This window comes from Variovorax sp. Root411 (genome assembly GCF_001425205.1).
GTDB lineage: Bacteria > Pseudomonadota > Gammaproteobacteria > Burkholderiales > Burkholderiaceae_C > Variovorax.
The window spans coordinates 1-17,914 of sequence record NZ_LMDW01000020.1 but is presented as its reverse complement, the minus strand read 5'-3'; the positions used below and the strand labels follow the sequence as shown (position 1 = coordinate 17,914).

Sequence of the window (17,914 nt, the reverse complement as noted above, 5' to 3'; positions counted from 1 at the left end):
GTCAGTCCTTCACTCTGGTTTGATTCCGGCGGAGCGTACGAACTCCGCCACTGCAGTTACATCGCGCGCTATGCGCTGCCTGAGTTCTTCGGGCGAACCTCCGACCGGGGTCAGACCCACCTGAATCAGGTTCTTCTCGGCGAAATCCTTGTTTCTGACGACGTCCGCGAAGTCCTGGCTCAATTTCTTGACGACAGCCTCCGGCGTGCCTGCGGGTGCGTAGACGCCGTACCAGATGCCGGCGACCGCATAAGGAAATCCCTGTTCGGCCGTGGTCTTGACGTCGGGGAAGAAAGGATTGCGCGTCATGCCTGCCATGGCCAGCGGCTTGAGCTTGCCGCCTCTTGCGAGCTGTCCTGCTACGTTGTACCCGCCGGCGGCCAGCGTCACTTCACCAGCGACTGCCGCGTTCAACGTGGGCGCCACGCCCCTGTATGGCACCGTGAGGATGTCCAGACCTTCCCGCTTGTTCAGACTGTGAACCATCAAGTCTGCCTGGCTTCCTTTCGCGTAGGAGGCGAACGAGACGGTGCCCGGCTTGGACTTCGCCAATGCAACCAGTTCCCTCAAGTCCGAAGCGGGTACGCTGGGATTCGCGAGGATCATGAAATCGGCCTGCGCCAGCAACGAGACGGGCGTGAAGCTCTTGTCAGGGTCGTAAGGCAGCTTCGTGAATAGAAAGCGATTGACGACCGTCGTGGTGTCCACGGTGGCGAGTAGCGTGTACCCATCCGGCACCGCACGAGCCACGTACTCCGCACCGATCAGTGAATCCGCGCCGGGCTTGTTCTCCACCACAACCGGCTGCTTCCACTTCGCCGAAAGCACAGCGCTGATCGTGCGTATCAGCATGTCGGAGCCGCCCGGTGGAAACGGCACGACGATGTGCACGGGGCGGGATGGAAATTCCTGCGCGAAACACGCGCTACATGCGATCAAAGCGATGCCAAGCCAAGATTTCCGCATCGTGTCTCCTTTTTTTGGCGACCCATCGCCACGTCTCCGACAAGATAGTCATTGTGAATAGACCAATCTGCGAAGTCAATAGGTTTATCTAATACGTTTCCTCCGTGGGATGGCCAGGATCGCTACCTCGACTTCGCGCATCCACCCTCTTCGCGGAGTGCAGGCGGTCGAGTTCTGTTCCACGGCGCCGGCCCGCGCTGCGCAATGTTGCTCGCGGACATGGGAGAGGTGACGCGATTACGGCCTGGGGCCACCAATCAATCACAGTTTTCACAACGGCCTCAAAGAGTTGGATGCGGAGCTCGACGACCGCCGCCTCCACTCCGGAATAAAACAAGTAACAAGCCTTGCGCTGTTCCCAGGCTCGACTTCAGTCGAAGGCAAGTTCGACGTCGCCCCGCACTTCGACTACACGGTTGTCTTCCTCGACCCGACCGTTGCATCCGCGCCGGCTGGTCTGCTTCGGGAAGCATTGCAGTTGGGGAGCTGCCACGTGGGGCAGATGTCCTGCATTGTTCGCAATGGCGTTTCTGGGCACCGGAATTTCCGGAGGCTCAACACTCGCCGCGCACCGGCCCAGTGAAAGGGGAGCGCGCGACCGGTGCACAAGCCTCGACACGGTGCGTTCGTAATGCGTTCCTCTCCAGCGCTTGAAGGGGCCGAGCCAGCGTCTTCCCTCTGAAAGACGCGCAGCATTGCGGTGCTTCGCCGGCTGGCACGCGTTCTGCTAGACATGACTCGTCATAACAGGTCATCCCCGCTCATGAACGCACTCCGCAAGCCAGCACAGCCAGCGAGCGCCGAAGCTCGCGTGATACCGATGTCGTCCGTGCCGATGCACACGCAGATCCGCGAAATCATCCGGCGCCGCGTGCTCGACGGAACCTATCCGCCGCATTCCCAGATGCCCTCGGAGAGCCAGATGATGCAAGCCTTCTCGGTCAGCCGTATCACGATCCGGCAGGCCATGGGGGACCTTCAGAAGGAAGGCCTGGTCTTCAAGGTCGCTGGCAAGGGCAGCTTCGTGGCCAAGCCCAAGGCCTTCCAGAATCTGTCGCGCCTACAGGGCTTCGGCGAGGCGATGGGACCTTCGGGCTACGAAACCTTCTCGCAGGTTCTCAGCACGCGCCAGGTGGCCGCGAGCGAGATCGTGGCGCGGCGCCTGCACATGGCGATCGGCGAACCGGTGTACGAGATCCAGCGGCTGCGCTACCTGAACCGCGAACCAATCTCGGTCGACCAGAGCTACTTTCCGCTCGCGCTCGGCGAACGCCTGCTGCAGGAAGACCTCGCGACACGCGACATCTTCGTGATCCTCGAGAACGACCTCGGACAGCACCTCACGCATGCCGACGTGCAGATCGAGGCGATCTCGGCCGACACGCTCCTCGCGCGCCAGCTGCGCATCGAGGAAGCGGCGCCACTGCTGCGCATCGAGCGGCTGACCTATGCCGACGAGCACCCCATCGATTTCGAGTTTCTCTATTACCGCGGGGACGCGTTCCAGTACCGCCTGCGCATCGACCGAACCTAGCAAGGAGCCCAAGCATGAAAACTATCGACATGGAATTCGACCTCGTCGTCATCGGCGGCGGCACCGGCGGGCCGATGGCCGCGGTGAAGGCCAAGGAGCGCAACCCGAAGCTGCGCGTGCTGCTGATCGACAAGGCCAACGTGAAGCGCAGCGGTGCGATCTCGATGGGCATGGACGGCCTGAACAACGCCGTCATTCCGGGCCATGCCACGCCCGAGCAGTACGTCAAGGAGATCACGGTCGCCAATGACGGCATCGTCGACCAGGAGGCCGTGATGGCCTATGCGGCGGGCAGCTTCGACATGATCCAGGAGCTGGACCGCTGGGGCGTCAAGTTCGAGAAGGACGAGACCGGTGACTACTCGGTGCGCAAGGTTCACCACCTGGGCGCTTACGTGTTGCCGATGCCCGAGGGCCATCACATGAAGCGCATCCTCTACCGGCAGCTCAAGCGCGCGCGGGTGGAGATCACCAACCGCGTGGTCGTCACGCGCGTGCTGACGGGGCCTGATGGCGAGGTCGCCGCGGTGATGGGCTTCGACTGCCGCACCGCCGAGCTCTACGTGATCCGCACCAAGGCCGCGGTGATCTGTACCGGCGCGGCCGGTCGCCTGGGCCTGCCCGCTTCCGGCTACCTGATGGGCACCTACGAGAACCCGACCAACTGCGGCGACGGGCATGCGATGGCCTACCACGCGGGCGCCGATCTGGCCAACCTGGAGTGCTTCCAGATCAACCCGCTGATCAAGGACTACAACGGTCCGGCCTGCGCCTACGTCACGGGCCCGCTCGGCGGCTACACGGCCAATTCGAAGGGCGAGCGCTTCATCGAATGCGACTACTGGAGCGGCGCGATGATGCAGGAGTTCTACAACGAACTGCTGAGCGGCAACGGCCCGGTGTTCCTCAAGCTCGATCACCTGGCCGAGGAAACGATCCAGGAGATCGAGACCATCCTGCACAGCAACGAGCGGCCTAGCCGCGGGCGCTTCCACGAGAAGCGCGGCAACGACTACCGCAAGCAGATGGTCGAGATGCACATCTCGGAGATCGGATTCTGCAGCGGCCACAGCGCCTCGGGCATCCACATCAATGCGCGTGGTGAAACCTCGGTGAAGGGCCTGTATGCCGCGGGCGACTGCGCGAGCGTGCCGCACAACTACATGCTCGGCGCCTTCGTCTACGGCAAGCTCTGCGGCGAGAACGCCGCAGCCTATTGCGCCGAGGTCGGACAGGCCACGCCCGACGCGCAAGCGCAAGCGGCCGAGCGAGAACGCATCCTCGCGCCGCTGTCGCGAAGCGGCGGGCTCACGCCCTACCAGATCGAATACAAGACGCGCCGCCTGGTCAACGACTACCTGCAGCCGCCGAAGATCACGAGCAAGTACGAGATCGGCTTGCGCCGATTCGCGGAGATCCGCGAGGACACGCAGTCGATGTCGGCCGGCAATGCGCACGAGCTCATGCGCGCGATGGAAGCGCACTCGATCCTGGACTGCGCAGAGATGGCCGCCCACGCGTCGATGTTCCGCACCGAGAGCCGCTGGGGCCTGTACCACAACTATGTCGACCACCCCGAGCGCGACGACGAGAACTGGTTCTGCCACTCGCTGCTGAGTCGCGACGCACAAGGCCGCATCGCAATGCGCAAGAAGGCGATCGAGCCCTACATCGTGCCGGTCGACGACGAAGAACGAACCGCCTACCAACGCCTGCGGGTCGCCAGCAGCGCCGAGGCCGCCTGAACCAAGGAGTTTCGAATGACCATCGCTGCCACCATCACCCAGGTCCCCGTGCGCGTGGACGAATCCAAGTGCATCGCCGAGAAGGGCTGCACCGTCTGCGTCGACGTCTGTCCGCTCGACGTGCTCGCAATCGACATGCTGACCAAGAAGGCCTACATGAAGTTCGACGAGTGCTGGTACTGCCTGCCCTGCGAGCAGGACTGCCCGACGGGCGCCGTCACCGTCGACATCCCCTACCTGCTGCGCTGAGAGGGAACGCCATGGAAACCGGACTCCAGACTTTCGCCGAACGGCTGGCCGATGCCGACGCCACCGTGCGGCGCCTCGCGGTGATCGACCTGCCCTACAGCGACGAGGACGACATCGTGCCGCTGCTGCTGCCGTGTCTGGCCGACAGCGACGCGCAAGTGCGCACCGAGGCCGTCCGCGCGCTTGAAGGCTTCGAGGAACCCGAGGTGGTGCAGGCGCTCGCGCCGATGCTGCTCGACCCCGATGCCGAGGTGCGCAAGGCGGCCGGCGAAGTACTGGCCGAACTGAAAGAGACCGCGTCGGCCACGCCGCTGCTGCCACTGCTGCTCGACGGCGCCGCCGAAGTGCGTGCGCTCGCATTCCATGCCATTCGCGCGCTGCGCTCGCCGCAGGCTTTCGAGCCCGCCATGCAGTCGCTGCGCGACCCGGATGCGGTGGTGCGGCGCGAGGCCGTGGGCGTGCTTGGTTATCTGAAAGACCCAGCGGCCATCGGCGACCTGGCCGAAGTGGCGGCCAACGATCCCGACACCGAAGTGCGGCGCATCGCAATCGGCGCGCTCGGCTATGCCACCTCGGTCAGCGTGCTGCCGGCGCTCACACGCGCGCTGGCCGACAGCGGATGGATGGTGCGCGAGGAGGCAGCGCAGACGGTCGGCAAGCTGCGCCTGTCGCTGGCCATTCCCGACCTCGTGCATGCGATGCAAGACGACTACTGGCAAGTGCGCGTGAAAGCCGCGCGCAGCCTGGGTCTGCTCAAGGCCGAAGCCGGCCTGCCTTCGCTCGTCGCTTCGCTCACCCACACCATCAGCAACCTGCGCAAGGAAGCGGTCATTGCACTGGGCGAGATCGGCGACACGCGCGCCATCGCGCCGCTGGAAACTGCGCTGGCAGATCCCGACCCCGACGTGCGCAAGCTGGCTCGTCTGGCGCTGACGGGCATCGGCCTGGCGCAGAAGGCCAGGCGCGAGGGAGCCGCACCATGACCTTCGTCGTCACCGAAGCCTGCATTCGTTGCAAGTACACCGACTGCGTGAGCGTGTGCCCGGTCGACTGCTTCCACGAAGGTCCGAACTTCCTCGTGATCGACCCGGACGTGTGCATCGACTGCGCGGTGTGCGCGCCCGAATGTCCGGTGGGGGCGATCGTGCCGGACACCGAGGTGCCCGCGGGGCAGGAGCATTTCGTCGAAATGAACGCCCGCTATGCCGCGCATTGGCCCGTCATCAACCAAGCGCGCGAGCCACTGCCCGACGCCGAGCAGTGGGCCTCGGTAAGCGGAAAGCTCGACCATCTCGCAGAGCCCGCCTGAGCCTCGTCCAACGTCTTTCCAATCCCCACGGAGAAGCAGTCCATGAAGCACATCATCTTGCGAATCGGCACGGTCCTGGCGCTCGCGCTGGCCTCTGTCCCGCCTGCCCAGGCGCGGCAGGAAGTGGTCATCGGCATCGGCACGCAGAACACGACCACGAACACCGTCACGGGCGGCGTGGTGCTCAAGGAGATGAAGCTCATCGAGAAGTACCTGCCCACCACCGGCAAGTACAAGGACATCGACTTCAAGCTCGACTGGCAGAACTTCACTTCGGGCCCGCCGATCACCAACGGCATGATGGCCAAGAAGCTGCAGATTGGCATGATGGGTGACTACCCGCTGCTGGTGAACGGCGCCACGGGCCAGGCGCAGCCAGGCAACGAGACGCAACTGGTGGCGATCATCGCGTACAACGCCTTCGGCTCGGGCAACGGATTGGTGGTGCACAAGGACTCGCCCTACTACGAGCTGGCCGACCTCAAGGGCAAGCTGATCTCGGTGCCCTTCGGCTCGGCCGCGCACGGCATGGTGCTGCAGGCCATGCAGGCGCGCGGCTGGAAGGACGACTACTGGAACCTCGTGAGCCAGAGCCCCGAGGTCGGCACCACCAACCTGCAGGAAAAGAAGATCGACGCGCACGCCGACTTCGTCCCCTTTGCCGATCTGCTGCCTTACCGCGGCTTTGCGCGGAAGATCTTCGACGGCGCGGAAACCAAAGTGCCGACCTTCCACGGCGTGGTCGTGCGCAAGGACTTCGCGACCGAATACCCCGAGGTGGTGGTGGCCTACATCAAGGCCCTGGTCGAGGCCAACGCCTGGGTGCGAAGCAACCCGGCGGCGGCCGCCGCAAAGATCGAAGAATGGACCAAGATCGAGAAGGAGGTGGCCTACCTCTACCTCGGCCCGGGCGGCATCCACACGCTCGACCCGACGATCAAGCCGCGCTGGCTCGACACCATCAAGACCGGGCATGAGGTGCTCACCCGCCTCAATCGCGTGAAGCCGCTCGACATCAACGCCTGGGTCAACGAGACCTATGTGCGCCAGGCCTACAAGGAACTGAAACTCGACTACGACGCGCAGAAGCAGACGCTCGCCAACTACGACATCAGTGGCACCGATGTGCTGTGCAAGACGCCCATCACGCGCCCCAGGGAGGCCGGCGAAGTGTGGGTCGAAGGCGCACCGATCGCCGCCTATTCATCACCCGCCTGCACCCTGGCCGCAATCCACAAGGCACAGGGCGAGAACAGGAAAGTCCGCGTCGCCTATCTCAACGACAAGACGCTGGGCATCAAGCTGTTCGCCGACAAGGCCTTCTATGCGGTGAACACCAGCGATGCGCGTAAGCCGCAGATCGTGCCCTTTCTCTTGAAGAAGGACGCGCAGGCCGAGGCGACCGCCATCGGCGGCAAGCTGGCCACCTATTTCGAAGCGCTGGCCGCGGCCGGTCTCTGACACCAAGGAGCCCATGATGTCCCCTGCCACGCAACGCCTGTTCCACGAAGTGCCCGAGCACGGTGAGCCCGCCGAGGCCGCGCCCACGCGCGGTCTGGCGCGCCCCGAGGAGATCCTGCGTCCGCCGCTGCCCGTGCCTGCCCCCTCCGCCGTGTTGCCGGGCCGGTCTGAACGCGCCTGGCAGGTGCTGCGCCAGCACGCGCCGGCCTATCTGATGGGGGCATGCTCGCTCCTGGGCATCGTGCTCTTCTGGCACCTTGCCACCACCTACCGACTGGATTTCTACATCCGCTTTGCCAACATCCCGACGCCACTCGAGGTGCTGTCCAAGGTGGTCGAGGTCAACAGCTCGCCCAAGTTCATCAAGAACGTAGGCATGAGCCTGCGGCGCATCTTTATCGGTTTTGCGATCGCGACGGTGCTGGGCGTCGTGCTGGGCATGCTCATCGGCCGCTACCGCCTGACGCGTGGCTTCCTGTTTCCGGCGATGGAGGTGTTCCGCCCGATCCCGGCCATTGCCTGGGTGCCGATTTCGATCATGCTGTGGCCCGACAACGAGGTGAGCATCGTGTTCATCACCTTCATCGGCGCGTTCTTCCCGATCCTGCTGAACACCATCAGCGGCGTGCAGGCGGTGGACGGCGTCCTGCTGCGCGCAAGCCAGTGCCTGGGCGCGCGGGAGCGGCAGATCATGTGGTACGTGGTGCTGCCGGGCGCGGCGCCGCAGATCTTCACCGGCTTGGCCGTGGGCATGGGCGTGGCCTGGGTCTCGCTGATCGCGGCGGAGATGATCTCGGGCCAGTTCGGCATCGGCTATTTCACGTGGGAGGCCTATTCACTGATCTCTTACCCCGAGATCGTGCTCGGCATGATCACCATCGGCGTGCTGGGCCTCATGTGCAGCGGCCTGATCCGCTTCGTCGGCAAGTCGGTGATGCCCTGGCTCAGCTATGGCGCACGCGCCGGGAGCAACCAATGAGTATCGATCCAAGCACCCCGCGCAAGGGGCACGTGCAGATCCGAGACGTGTCGGTGCGTTTCGCCACCAAGGGCCAGATGACGGAGGCCGCCAGCCGCGTGTCGCTCGAAGTAAAGCCTGGCGAGTTCGTCAGCATCATCGGGCCCTCGGGATGCGGCAAGTCCACCCTGCTGAACATCGTCGCGGGTTTTCTCCGGCCAAGCGAGGGCGAGGCGCTGCTCGACGGCAAACCGATCGGCGGGCCCGGCGCGGACCGCGGCGTGGTTTTCCAGCAGTATTCGCTGTTCCCGTGGATGACGGTGCGCCGCAACGTCGAGTTCGGTCTGAAGATGCAGGGCCTCGGGCGCAACCAGCGCGAATCGGCCGCGCGCACGTTGCTCGGCATGACGGGCCTGCTCTCGTTCGAGAACCACTATCCCGACCAGCTCTCCGGCGGCATGAAGCAGCGCGTGGGCATCGTGCGGGCTCTGGCCACGAGCCCGCAAGTGATGCTGATGGACGAGCCCTTCGGCGCACTCGACTCGCAGACTCGCGCGGTGATGCAGGAAATTCTCACCAACATGTGGCAGCAGTTGCAGCTGTCGGTGCTGTTCATCACCCACGATATCGAGGAGGCGATCTTTCTTTCCGAGAAGGTCTACGTGATGACGGCGCGCCCTGGGCGCATCAAGGCCGAGATTCCCATTCCACTGCCGCGTCCGCGTACGCCGGAGATGATGGCGTCGCCCACCTTCCAGGCGCTGGTGCGGCAGCTCAAGGCACTGATCCGCGAGGAGAGCCTGGCCGCCATGGGCGGCGAACTCGACAGCGGCGGCCTGCAGGGCATGGACCACCACTTCGCCCGCGATGGCATGAAGGCGCTGACATGAGCGCAGCGCCGCCTTCGCTCGAGCGGCACGAGTTCCCCATCGACATCGTTGACCACCAAGCCAGCGGGGTGCTCGAGCTTTGCTGGCGAGACGGCAGCACGAGCCGGCTGGCGCACGGGCTGCTGCGCGCGCGCTGTCGCTGCGCCGCGTGCGAGCAGGCCTTTCGCGCGCACGGCAGCCATCCCGAGCCCGAAGCGTCGATCCGTCTCGCGGCCATCCACCCCGTGGCAGACAAGGGTCTGAACCTGGTGTTCTCCGACGGCCACGGGCGCGGCATCTTTCCGTGGGCCTACCTGCGCGGCCTCGGCCTGTCCACCACCTCCTGACCTCCTGCACCATCCATGTCACAACTCGCCACCGAACGCGTTCTGCATGTCCATCACTGGAACGACACGCTGTTTTCATTCCGCACCACGCGCGACCCGGGATTGCGCTTTCGCAACGGCCACTTCGTGATGCTCGGGCTGCCGGTCGAAGGCAAGCCGCTGATGCGCGCCTACAGCGTCGCGAGCGCCAACCATGACGAGCACCTGGAGTTCTTCAGCATCAAGGTCTCCAACGGGCCGCTGACCTCGCGCCTGCAGCACCTGCAGCCGGGCGACGAGGTGATCGTCGGACGCAAACCGGTCGGCAGCCTGGTGCTGGACGACCTGCGGCCCGGCCGCCACATCTACCTGCTGTCCACCGGCACCGGGTTGGCACCCTTCATCAGCATCATCCAGGACCCCGAGACCTACGAGCGTTTCGAGAAGGTGGTGCTGATTCATGGTGTGCGGCAAGTCAGCGAACTGGCCTATGCACGCTTCATCGAGCACGATCTGCCGAACAACGAATACATAGGTGAGCTGGTGCGCGAGCGGCTGCTCTACTACCCCACCGTCACGCGCGAGCCGTTCCGCAACCAAGGCCGGCTCACCGAAGTCATCGAGTCGGGTCGGCTGTTCAGCGACATCGGGCTGCCTCCGCTCGACCCGGCGCTCGACCGCGCCATGATCTGCGGTAGCGCCGCCATGCTGATCGACAGCTGCAAGCTGCTCGACGCCAGAGGCTTCCGTATCAGCCCGCGCCAGGGCGAACTGGGCGACTACGTGATCGAACGCGCTTTCGTCGAGAAATAACGTGAAGCGCTGCAGTGCGGCGGATCTGAGGCCAAGATGGCGCTGCTCGCTTTCGTCAGAACGGCTGCTTTCGGTCAATTTGCGCTGGGCCTGAAAGGGCTGCTTCTGGCGAGGCCGTGTGGAAACGGCTTTGACTGGCGAGTATGTCGAACCCGCGCCCATGTGGGCGTCCTCGGCGCACCGAGTCATCCAGTGGTCTCGTTGCACAAACGCGCGGGTGGTCCGATCGAGCGTGGCTGCGCAAGCTGCAAAGGGCACTTGAAGAGGCTCACGCCCCCACCAGCCTGACCGCCTTCATCGTTCTGGCATTACCGAGGATCGCGATCACCCGCTTCAGGTTGTATGCCAACACGTGCAGGCTCATCTCGGTGCTCACGTGCGGCAGCGTCTTGGTGGGGAAGTGGGTTGAGCCGGGCGGGCAACCACGGCCTGAGCGCAGCCGATCTCATGTTCCTGTCGGCGCTGAGCGCCGTTGAATTCGAAAAATCGGGCAAGGTAAAGGTACTCGGAGTCACCGTGGATAAGCGGATGGACTCGTTCCCTGGCGTCCCAACGCTTGCAGAACAGGGCCTTCCTGGAATTGACGTCTCACTCTGGTATGGCATCACGGCGCCCGCCAAGACGCCCTCTGCCATCAAGGATTACCTGGCGACAGAAATCCTAGAAGTCTTGAGGGACCCCACGGTGCCGCAAGACCTGCGAGGCCGGGGCATGGTGGTCCAGCCCAAAAATGCCGACGAGTTCTTGGTCATCGCAAGAGCGCTGAGCTTCATTCTGCGAGTGGGGCGTTTCGCGCCGCCGGCGCAGGGCTGTCGAAGGGGGCGTCCGTTGGCGGCTCGGACTATCCATCCGGTCGGGCTTGTCGATGGCCCTGAAGAATTCCAGGTGTGGACTCATCGTTCATCTGTGCCGCACCGGCGAGGGCCTTGGCATTGCCGATCTCAAGCAAGGACGCGTGGCCACGGCCACAGGCTAACGGGCAACTCGGTGATGCCCGGGATGCCGATCTTCTCGCCATGCTTCTGGAAAAACAGCTCGCCGGTCACGCCGGTAGGGCCGCGCACCAGGGAGCGGGGGCGGCCCTTCAAGAACACGATGCGATCGGTGTCCCGGCCGCGGTCGAAGGCGTTTTGCAATGCGTTGAAGTCCGGCGCACCAGAGCTGCCCAGCACGAAGGAATATCGTTGGCGTCGATGAAGCGCTGGATCTCGATGGTCTGCGTCGTGCGGGGGTACACGGCTTCGATCTTGTCGGGCGAAATCACGAAGCGAGCCAGTCGAAGTCGGAGCCGCCGGGAGGACACGCCGCACGTCTTGGGTGGCGGGATTTCAGGTTGCGAGGGCCTGGGCGCTCTATTCCAGGACGCCAAACCCGAACGCCGTACGTCCGGCGGCCTTGGCAGGCGGCTCCGCCGCTCGGGCCGCGCGCTTGCCGGCCTGTCGACGTGGCGGCTCGGGTTCAAGGGCTGCCGGCGCGCGAGGCCCGGTGTCGAGATCTTCGATCAGGGATTGAAGCGCGATCAAGCCATCGGCCATCGATGCCTTGTACGTCGCACTCGCCTTGCGGGCGCGCTTCAGGACTTCCCATTGATCGGCGCTGCGGGAGTCGGCTTCGCTGAGCACCCATTCGAACGCGCCGGAGCGCGGCTCCTCGACATGGATCGCAATCCGGCGCAGGACATCTTGTTTCTTCGCGTTCACCAGAATTTCTCCTTGGTTCGTGGCATCAATTGCCCTTCCACGTCGGCGCGCCACGTCGCGCAACGCGTGTAGGCTGGCACCGTCGCGCCACGCGGTCGGCATCCTGCACTCTGACGCGGCCATCGGCACTGGCTTCTGGTCGAGGCGAGCAGAACCTTGGCACTCCATTGTCAAACCAAGGAGACTTTGATGACCGAACGCAATGAAGACAAGACGAAGGCCACAGGGGTTGGCGCCGTGGTTGGCGGCACTGTGGGTGGCGTGGCAGGCGGCGCAGCCGCCGGAGCGGCCGTCGGCGGCATGACCGGCCCCGTAGGTGCTGCCGTGGGGGCTGCAGTTGGAGCGGTGGCTGGGGCGATCGCCGGCCGCATGGCCAAGGCAGATCCCGTCGCGGAGGATGCTTATTGGCGCGACAACTACACCGGGCGACCCTACGTCCAGAGCGGGTCGAGCTACGACGAATATGCACCCGCATACCGCTACGGAGTCGATGCGTATTCGCGCTACCCGGATCGTGGCTTCGACGATGTCGAGCCCGAGCTGGGCCGCGGCTGGAGCACATCGCGCGGACGTTCTTCGTTGGAATGGGAACACGCCAAGCACGCCACGCGCGATGCCTGGCAGCGCCTGAGCGACAACGTTGAACGTGCCATTCCGGGCGACTCCGATCACGACGGCCGCTGATCGGTGGGATGCGAAACGGCGGCGTGCTGCGGCCGTTTTTTCAGTCTACGGAAAGCTCGACGTGGTTGCCATCCTGCTGGGATGCGGGACTCATGGTCGCTCACGGTACATGCCGGCGCGGGAGTGCGATGAAGAACCTGATCGCGGTGCGCCTGGAAGATCAGACGCCCTTGCTGGGATCTTCGCCCATGGTTAAGTCCATGCAAGTTCTCGCCGAGGGTGCCGAGTACTGATCTCCGCCGAATCGGCTGCCTGTGGCCGTTGTACGGGCTCAAGTGCGCCGCATCGGCCTCTTCGGCCACTTGGCCGATCCGCCAGTCTGATTAACGCCAGACATAGTGGCCACGCACGTGGCGTCGGCCTTTACGGTGCGCCGGCACCCACACCTTGTGCTTGCGGTGCTGCAACATCGCTTCCGCGTGCAGCCGGCGTGTAGCCCGGAAAGCATTTCGAGCGCCACCCCTCCTCCCCCCGCTTTCATTGTGCGGACAGTGGAGCGAGGAAAGCATGAAGCCTTGGAGGGGTCGTTGAGCGACCCGGTTCTCGCAGGCGGTGGAATCCGGTCGATCATGCCCCCGGCTGTATTCCGCCCTCTTTCTTGGCACGACAGAAGCTTCATCCGCGGCTTTCAGGAGCTCGAACGGTGTGACGCACCGCGGCGCCCGGCGTCATCCAGGCCGGCGTGCTTTCGCTGAGAACCTGTTCCTCGCGCTGCCGCTCGTCGGCACGAAAGAGGAAGGAAGAGAAAAGAAGAAGCGAAGAATGCCAGCCGGCGCGCGAAGGCGGCGAAGCTCAACTTGAATTCGCAGCTGTTCGACGTCAACGCGGGAGCCGTAGTTGCTGAGATGTCCTAGTTCAATTCGGACGGCAGACGGTGACTTCGACCGTACCTGCAGGCGCTTTGTCATGGGCCGGCAGTAGGGGTGACAGGGCACTTGTCTATCCGGAGGGAGGACGCATCGCCCATGCGCGCATGCAGCGCAATTTCTATAGTGACTTCACGGCGATACGCCTTGTTCCAACGGTGACAAGCGGCGCCAGTTGACCGCCTCACTGGAGAACGCACATGGAACTGCGCAACCTGCCGCTGGGAAAGTTCTTCATGAACCTGCTGCGTGAAAACGCGGGCATGTGGTTCACGGAGTTCGCTGTCATCGGTGAGATCGTGGTGTCTTTGTATTTTCCCCTGCTGCTTGCGGCCCTGCTCATCAACTGAACGTGAACCTACCCACGCGCAAGGACGGACTCCGCAATGATCAACGGCAAGAAGTTGGAAGGGACGCCGTACTCGTTCACCCCGAGCGCGGCCGTTGCCGCGGGATCTGACCTTCTCGGAACTGAACGCCTGAGGCCGAGCGTGTTTCGCTATGCGCAGAACAATGCCATCCGGCATGCAAATCGGAAAATCGCCGACGGTGTCGAGTGCCGGACGGAACTACAAGAGCCGTAACGAATTCGCAGGAGACAGACATGCTCACCGCCGATCAAAAAGAAGCCATCCTTCGCGGGGCGGGTGTCGCCACACCAGCCTTTCCCTCTCCCGGCGTTCTCTGGCGGCAGCAACGGCAACACGATGCCGCACCAGGCAGCAGGACGAACCCTCAAGCCGGCATGGATACAGACTTGGCCGCCAAACAATGGGCCCACGCCATCAACACGCTCTTCATCGCGTATTCGGCCGCCCGCGCCGCCCGGAGCCTGCGCAAGGCCGAAGAAGCCCGGCAACTCAGCGTTCTGCGCCAGCTGCAGTGCCCCGCAAGAGCAGATGCTGAAACCGGGAGCGCCGCGGCATCTGGCGCAAGAAAGGCCCGAAGACCGCGGCGCAGAAGCCGCGCAATGGGGTGATCGACAGGCATTCGCAGCGGCGAAAGCCTGGATCGCTAGGCCGGCGATGTCGTGCCGGTCCTGGCAGGGCTCCTGGGCACCAGCTGCACGCGCCCCGTGGCGGCCCGTGCGCCCAGCACCATCTCCGTAATCCATGACACCAGCAGGAGCCCGTAGGACTGCCGCCGCTCCTCCTGCGTACAGCACGTGGTCGGCCCCCGGCGAGCGGCTGTTCACGCCAGGGCCGTCGGCGGCGCCAGACCCCCTCGCGCTGGCGGGAAAAATTCAATGTATGGTGCAAAACCCACTGGGAAATTCAAGCTATGTTGAAAACCCGGTTGAACGTAGCTTGGTAAATCTACACGCAAGGGGTTGATTTGCATGGGCGCCCGGTTCAGCCCTGATCGCACGTCGACAGCCGGATTCGGTCTCAACACCAGTCGTTCGCTTGGTGGGGCCTTGTTGCCGCCTGTTCATTCCAAGTAGTCAATGAACTGCGGGATCACCTCGCGCAGGAGGCGGATTTCCTCTGTGGGAATGCTGCGCGACTCCAAGTCGAAATGGATGAAGGTGCCATAGGGCGTGCCGCATCGTCGCGTCAGTAGCCGGCCGTAGTACGACTCGACCATGCCAGCATAAGGTCGGTTCGTCAGGCGCTGATCCTTGGAGGCATGGCTGGTCACGAACTCGCCGTGCTCGAGCGCGTACTGGCAGAAGCTCTTGCCCAGAGGCACCACCTTCAGCCAGGTGCGATATTCAGAGTCGCGGTCGAAGGCATGCGCCGCGCGCATCACGTCACCGTTCAATTTGTAGATCGCCGTGAACCGATAGGACGTCCTATCGTTGAGCAAGGCCAGCGCCGGAACGATCCCGCGGCTGGCAAGAAGGCTGCGAACGGCCGCAGCGGGCGCTGGCAAGTCGACGTCGAGCATGGGGGCCTTGGTTGGGGCGTGGGCGCGAATCTTACGTAATTCTTCCTGTGCTCCGGAACAGGGTTTGACCCTCATCTTGTCAACGCAAACCCTTAGAAGTGTGGCTGCGGTCGTGGCGCTCGATGCACTCAGCCCAATCGAGCCGCTCGATGGTGACCTGGTGTAGGCGCAGAGCGAGCGTCCAGTCATCCCATCTTGACCGGCCCACGCGGTTCGCTTGGACTGCAGCTGTGCTGCGACGTAGGCAACGCACTCGACGAGGTTGAGTTAACCCCAAATTCTGATCCACGCCGTTGCGCGTGCGCAGTTGCACGATGCCATCGAACTCGGCGGTGAGGCGGTAACCGTCGAACTTGTTCTCGTACAGCCCCCCCAGCTCATCGAAATCGATCGACCGTTCATCGAGCAACATGGGAGGGTAGTCGCGACGCTGGGCACGGCCGGAAGGTGGGCCGTGCGTAGGAGAGCCACTGTCACCCGGAATCGCTTTTTGAGGATGGCGCCCGCCTTTCACGCTGCAATGCTGGGCACGATCCAGGACGAAGATGCCTGCACGGTCGGCAACGGAAGCGCTCATGGAAACCAAACAGGAACAGAGCCGAGGCACGCTCGCTCGCCGCTTGATGGCCGGGCTGTTGGTGCTGATCGCAGTTGGCGTGGTGGTGGTGCTTGTGGGCGACGGCTTGATTAAGCCGGCCGACGGTCCAGGCAACGTGCCCGCCAGCGGCGCCGTAATCCCGCTACAGCAGAACGGAAGCCCGCCAACATCGAAATAGGAGGTCTGGTATGGCCCTTTACCTCGCTTGGCGCATTTGGCAAAAGGTTCGGACGACCTGGGAGTCCAAGCCTCACTGGAGACAGAAATGACGGACGACACGAAGAAGACCGGGCTGGACCGCAAGCTGATCTCGCTGGAAGAGCCGCACGAGGTGCGCTCCTGGACTGAATCCCTGAAGTGCTCGGAGACGCAGCTACGCGATGCCGTGAAGGCCGTCGGCAACTCGGCGGACGCTGTGCGCGAGTACCTGGCTGGGAAGCGGTGATGAGCCATATTCTTCGGATCTCGGTGCACGTCGACGAGCCGGGCCCGGGGCACTTCTACTGGGTGCTCATGGAAGAAGGTGGCGACGCCAGCCAGTGGGTCGAACTCGAATCGGCTGACGAGCCATTCGACATGTGGCTCGACGCCCTGCAAGCCGGCGTGCGGGCGCTGGAGGGCTACGCGCTAGACGAGCGTATCGGGCCACGCACTGTGACGGAGGACGAGGACCAAGCGCCGGTGGGCTGATCGGGCTCTGGTTCCACCTGCGGCCCCGGCACCGGCCCCGCTTCGAAGAGCTCGACCGGCGGCACCTGGATGATGCGACGCTTGCTACGTGTCTCGGACTGTCAGGCCGCGCCGTCTGCAATACCCGGCTTGCAACATCGAGTGCACCACGTTCCTCAACCCGGCGCAAAGCGGTCAACAACTCTACGGGTTGGATTTCGCTGATCCGCCGCTCAGCGAAGTACGGGTACAGATCCTTTTCGAGGTTTCGCTTTTCGCGGATGGCGTAGTGGGTGCTCCAACGGGATTCGTTCTTGCCGTACCACTCGATGGCCGTCGCCTTGAAGGATTCGCCCTCAGCCATCACCCTCTTAAGCTTGGCAAGCTTGCGTGATTGGACCAGATCGATGCCCTCGGCTCGGTCGCGCTTCGCCGAATCGCGAGCCAAGCGCGCAGATTTGAGCGTTATCTCTGGGTAGCTGCCCAGCGCCAGGCGGCCTTCCTTGCCATCCGCATAAGTCTTCCAGAACCACCTTTTTGATCCCGCAGGGCTGACTTCCAAGTAGAGCCCGCTCGCGTCCGTGAGGCGGACGCGCTTCTTGTCAGCCGGGCAGGCGGCGTTTTTGCATTGGATTTCGGTCAGCACGATTGGAGAACTCCGACTGGGGAACGTCGACTCTCCCTATGAGGACCGGGGAACAAGTTCCCCGGCTTCTGCGGCCACCCCGGTTTGTTCCCCGGGATGTCCCCCGGTCTGGCGTTGGCAGTCAACGGATCTGTTCGGACGCTACCGGACGCCTGGCCTCTATTTTCCCAATGAAAAAGGGCGTCCGGCGGATGAAGCCGGACGCCCTTGGACGTTTTATTGGTCGTGTGAAACCGATCTAAAGATGGGCTTTACACCGCATGGATACTGGCTTCGGCCAATTCGAAAAAGCTTTTGTACCCCCTTTTGTACCCCCTACTAAAGCTCATGATTTACGTTGCTTTCGCGCATCATTTTTTGGGGCCGTCTCGACTGAACCACGAGACTGTGAACTACTCGCAGGCAGTTGGGTGGCCGCACGTCACCGCGGGGACCACTTGGGCAGCGGGGTCCTTGGTCCGAACACCATTTGAGAGCCGCACTCAGCCTGCGCAAGAACCGGGGATTCATTCGCAAACCTGCGGATGACCTCTGTCAGGCGACACGACAAACTGCCCCCCTGACGACATGAGGAATTGACCCCCCTCATGGCAGGAGGCCAAGATGGAAGGCAACGTGTTCGAGCAAGCTC

22 protein-coding genes and 2 pseudogenes are annotated in these 17,914 nt (G+C 63.7%); 18 read left to right on the top strand and 6 right to left on the bottom strand.

Annotated elements, in window-relative coordinates:
• Window positions 1–9: 9 nt before the first annotated feature.
• Window positions 10–966 (bottom strand): Bug family tripartite tricarboxylate transporter substrate binding protein, encoded by a 957-nt coding sequence (locus tag ASC92_RS24635; RefSeq protein ID WP_056521031.1) that lies wholly within the window; start codon window positions 964–966, stop codon window positions 10–12.
• Window positions 967–1,729: 763 nt separating this feature from the next.
• On the opposite strand from ASC92_RS24635, the gene ASC92_RS24630 reads away from it, so the two are divergent.
• From ASC92_RS24630 to ASC92_RS29675, 11 genes and pseudogenes are all read left to right on the top strand, one after another.
• The gene (locus ASC92_RS24630; protein WP_056521028.1) at window positions 1,730–2,500 is read left to right on the top strand and encodes a GntR family transcriptional regulator; all 771 of its coding nucleotides are present in this window, start codon (window positions 1,730–1,732) and stop codon (window positions 2,498–2,500) included.
• Window positions 2,501–2,514: 14 nt separating this feature from the next.
• Entirely contained in the window at window positions 2,515–4,245 is a 1,731-nt protein-coding gene (locus ASC92_RS24625) for a fumarate reductase/succinate dehydrogenase flavoprotein subunit (protein WP_056521026.1), read from the top strand.
• A gap of 15 nt (window positions 4,246–4,260) precedes the next feature.
• On the top strand, window positions 4,261–4,494 hold the full coding sequence (locus ASC92_RS24620; RefSeq protein ID WP_055797681.1) for a ferredoxin family protein: 234 nt from the start codon (window positions 4,261–4,263) through the stop codon (window positions 4,492–4,494).
• Window positions 4,495–4,505: 11 nt separating this feature from the next.
• Window positions 4,506–5,477, top strand: a complete 972-nt coding sequence (locus ASC92_RS24615) for a HEAT repeat domain-containing protein (RefSeq protein WP_056521023.1) — start codon at window positions 4,506–4,508, stop codon at window positions 5,475–5,477.
• Window positions 5,474–5,803: a ferredoxin FdxA gene (gene fdxA, locus ASC92_RS24610; RefSeq protein ID WP_056521021.1), complete on the top strand. Its 330-nt coding sequence runs from the start codon at window positions 5,474–5,476 to the stop codon at window positions 5,801–5,803. The genes ASC92_RS24615 and fdxA overlap by 4 nt, the downstream gene beginning before the upstream one ends.
• Before the next feature lie 42 nt (window positions 5,804–5,845).
• The gene (locus ASC92_RS24605; RefSeq protein WP_056521019.1) at window positions 5,846–7,264 is read left to right on the top strand and encodes an ABC transporter substrate-binding protein; all 1,419 of its coding nucleotides are present in this window, start codon (window positions 5,846–5,848) and stop codon (window positions 7,262–7,264) included.
• Between the two features lie 13 nt (window positions 7,265–7,277).
• Window positions 7,278–8,243 carry an ABC transporter permease gene (locus ASC92_RS24600; protein ID WP_056521018.1) on the top strand — a complete coding sequence of 322 codons (966 nt, stop codon included), beginning with the start codon at window positions 7,278–7,280 and terminating at the stop codon, window positions 8,241–8,243.
• Window positions 8,240–9,112 (top strand): ABC transporter ATP-binding protein, encoded by an 873-nt coding sequence (locus ASC92_RS24595; protein WP_056521016.1) that lies wholly within the window; start codon window positions 8,240–8,242, stop codon window positions 9,110–9,112. Before ASC92_RS24600 ends, ASC92_RS24595 begins: the two co-directional genes overlap by 4 nt.
• Window positions 9,109–9,438, top strand: coding sequence for a DUF971 domain-containing protein (locus tag ASC92_RS24590; RefSeq protein ID WP_056521015.1), 330 nt, complete (start codon window positions 9,109–9,111; stop codon window positions 9,436–9,438). Before ASC92_RS24595 ends, ASC92_RS24590 begins: the two co-directional genes overlap by 4 nt.
• Before the next feature lie 15 nt (window positions 9,439–9,453).
• Window positions 9,454–10,230, top strand: coding sequence for a ferredoxin--NADP reductase (locus ASC92_RS24585; RefSeq protein WP_056521013.1), 777 nt, complete (start codon window positions 9,454–9,456; stop codon window positions 10,228–10,230).
• A gap of 447 nt (window positions 10,231–10,677) precedes the next feature.
• Window positions 10,678–10,956, top strand: a pseudogene (locus tag ASC92_RS29675) (Bug family tripartite tricarboxylate transporter substrate binding protein); the annotation flags it as partial.
• A 215-nt stretch (window positions 10,957–11,171) separates the two neighbouring features.
• On the opposite strand, the gene ASC92_RS29480 reads toward ASC92_RS29675, so the two are convergent.
• Window positions 11,172–11,402, bottom strand: a complete 231-nt coding sequence (locus ASC92_RS29480; RefSeq protein WP_056521011.1) for a hypothetical protein — start codon at window positions 11,400–11,402, stop codon at window positions 11,172–11,174.
• Window positions 11,403–11,582: 180 nt separating this feature from the next.
• The gene (locus tag ASC92_RS24575; protein ID WP_157609124.1) at window positions 11,583–11,930 is read right to left on the bottom strand and encodes a hypothetical protein; all 348 of its coding nucleotides are present in this window, start codon (window positions 11,928–11,930) and stop codon (window positions 11,583–11,585) included.
• A 189-nt stretch (window positions 11,931–12,119) separates the two neighbouring features.
• Here ASC92_RS24575 and ASC92_RS24570 point away from each other — a divergent pair, with 189 nt between their 5' ends.
• The 4 genes from ASC92_RS24570 to ASC92_RS28275 all read left to right on the top strand — a co-directional run bounded on the left by ASC92_RS24570 (window position 12,120) and on the right by ASC92_RS28275 (window position 14,459).
• Window positions 12,120–12,614, top strand: a complete 495-nt coding sequence (locus tag ASC92_RS24570) for a glycine zipper domain-containing protein (RefSeq protein ID WP_056521009.1) — start codon at window positions 12,120–12,122, stop codon at window positions 12,612–12,614.
• A 1,066-nt stretch (window positions 12,615–13,680) separates the two neighbouring features.
• Complete coding sequence (locus tag ASC92_RS29135; protein ID WP_200936031.1) at window positions 13,681–13,830, top strand: hypothetical protein; 150 nt, start codon at window positions 13,681–13,683, stop codon at window positions 13,828–13,830.
• Window positions 13,831–13,866: 36 nt separating this feature from the next.
• Window positions 13,867–14,064: a hypothetical protein gene (locus ASC92_RS28750; RefSeq protein ID WP_157609123.1), complete on the top strand. Its 198-nt coding sequence runs from the start codon at window positions 13,867–13,869 to the stop codon at window positions 14,062–14,064.
• A 20-nt stretch (window positions 14,065–14,084) separates the two neighbouring features.
• The gene (locus ASC92_RS28275; protein ID WP_200936030.1) at window positions 14,085–14,459 is read left to right on the top strand and encodes a hypothetical protein; all 375 of its coding nucleotides are present in this window, start codon (window positions 14,085–14,087) and stop codon (window positions 14,457–14,459) included.
• Window positions 14,460–14,911: 452 nt separating this feature from the next.
• Here the strand turns inward: ASC92_RS28275 and ASC92_RS24565 are convergent, their stop codons facing one another.
• Window positions 14,912–15,370 carry a hypothetical protein gene (locus ASC92_RS24565; RefSeq protein WP_056521006.1) on the bottom strand — a complete coding sequence of 153 codons (459 nt, stop codon included), beginning with the start codon at window positions 15,368–15,370 and terminating at the stop codon, window positions 14,912–14,914.
• A gap of 79 nt (window positions 15,371–15,449) precedes the next feature.
• On the bottom strand, window positions 15,450–15,947 hold the full coding sequence (locus ASC92_RS24560; protein WP_157609122.1) for a hypothetical protein: 498 nt from the start codon (window positions 15,945–15,947) through the stop codon (window positions 15,450–15,452).
• On the opposite strand from ASC92_RS24560, the gene ASC92_RS24555 reads away from it, so the two are divergent.
• The 3 genes from ASC92_RS24555 to ASC92_RS24545 all read left to right on the top strand — a co-directional run bounded on the left by ASC92_RS24555 (window position 15,946) and on the right by ASC92_RS24545 (window position 16,658).
• On the top strand, window positions 15,946–16,146 hold the full coding sequence (locus tag ASC92_RS24555) for a hypothetical protein (RefSeq protein ID WP_056521002.1): 201 nt from the start codon (window positions 15,946–15,948) through the stop codon (window positions 16,144–16,146). The two genes, ASC92_RS24560 and ASC92_RS24555, sit on opposite strands and share 2 nt — an antisense overlap.
• Window positions 16,147–16,233: 87 nt before the next feature.
• A complete protein-coding gene (locus ASC92_RS24550; protein ID WP_056521000.1) occupies window positions 16,234–16,413 on the top strand; it encodes a DUF3606 domain-containing protein in 180 nt (59 codons plus the stop codon).
• Window positions 16,413–16,658 (top strand): hypothetical protein, encoded by a 246-nt coding sequence (locus tag ASC92_RS24545; protein WP_056520997.1) that lies wholly within the window; start codon window positions 16,413–16,415, stop codon window positions 16,656–16,658. The genes ASC92_RS24550 and ASC92_RS24545 overlap by 1 nt, the downstream gene beginning before the upstream one ends.
• A 121-nt stretch (window positions 16,659–16,779) precedes the next feature.
• Here the strand turns inward: ASC92_RS24545 and ASC92_RS29670 are convergent.
• Window positions 16,780–17,283, bottom strand: a pseudogene (locus ASC92_RS29670) (tyrosine-type recombinase/integrase); the annotation flags it as partial.
• Window positions 17,284–17,914 lie beyond the last annotated feature (631 nt).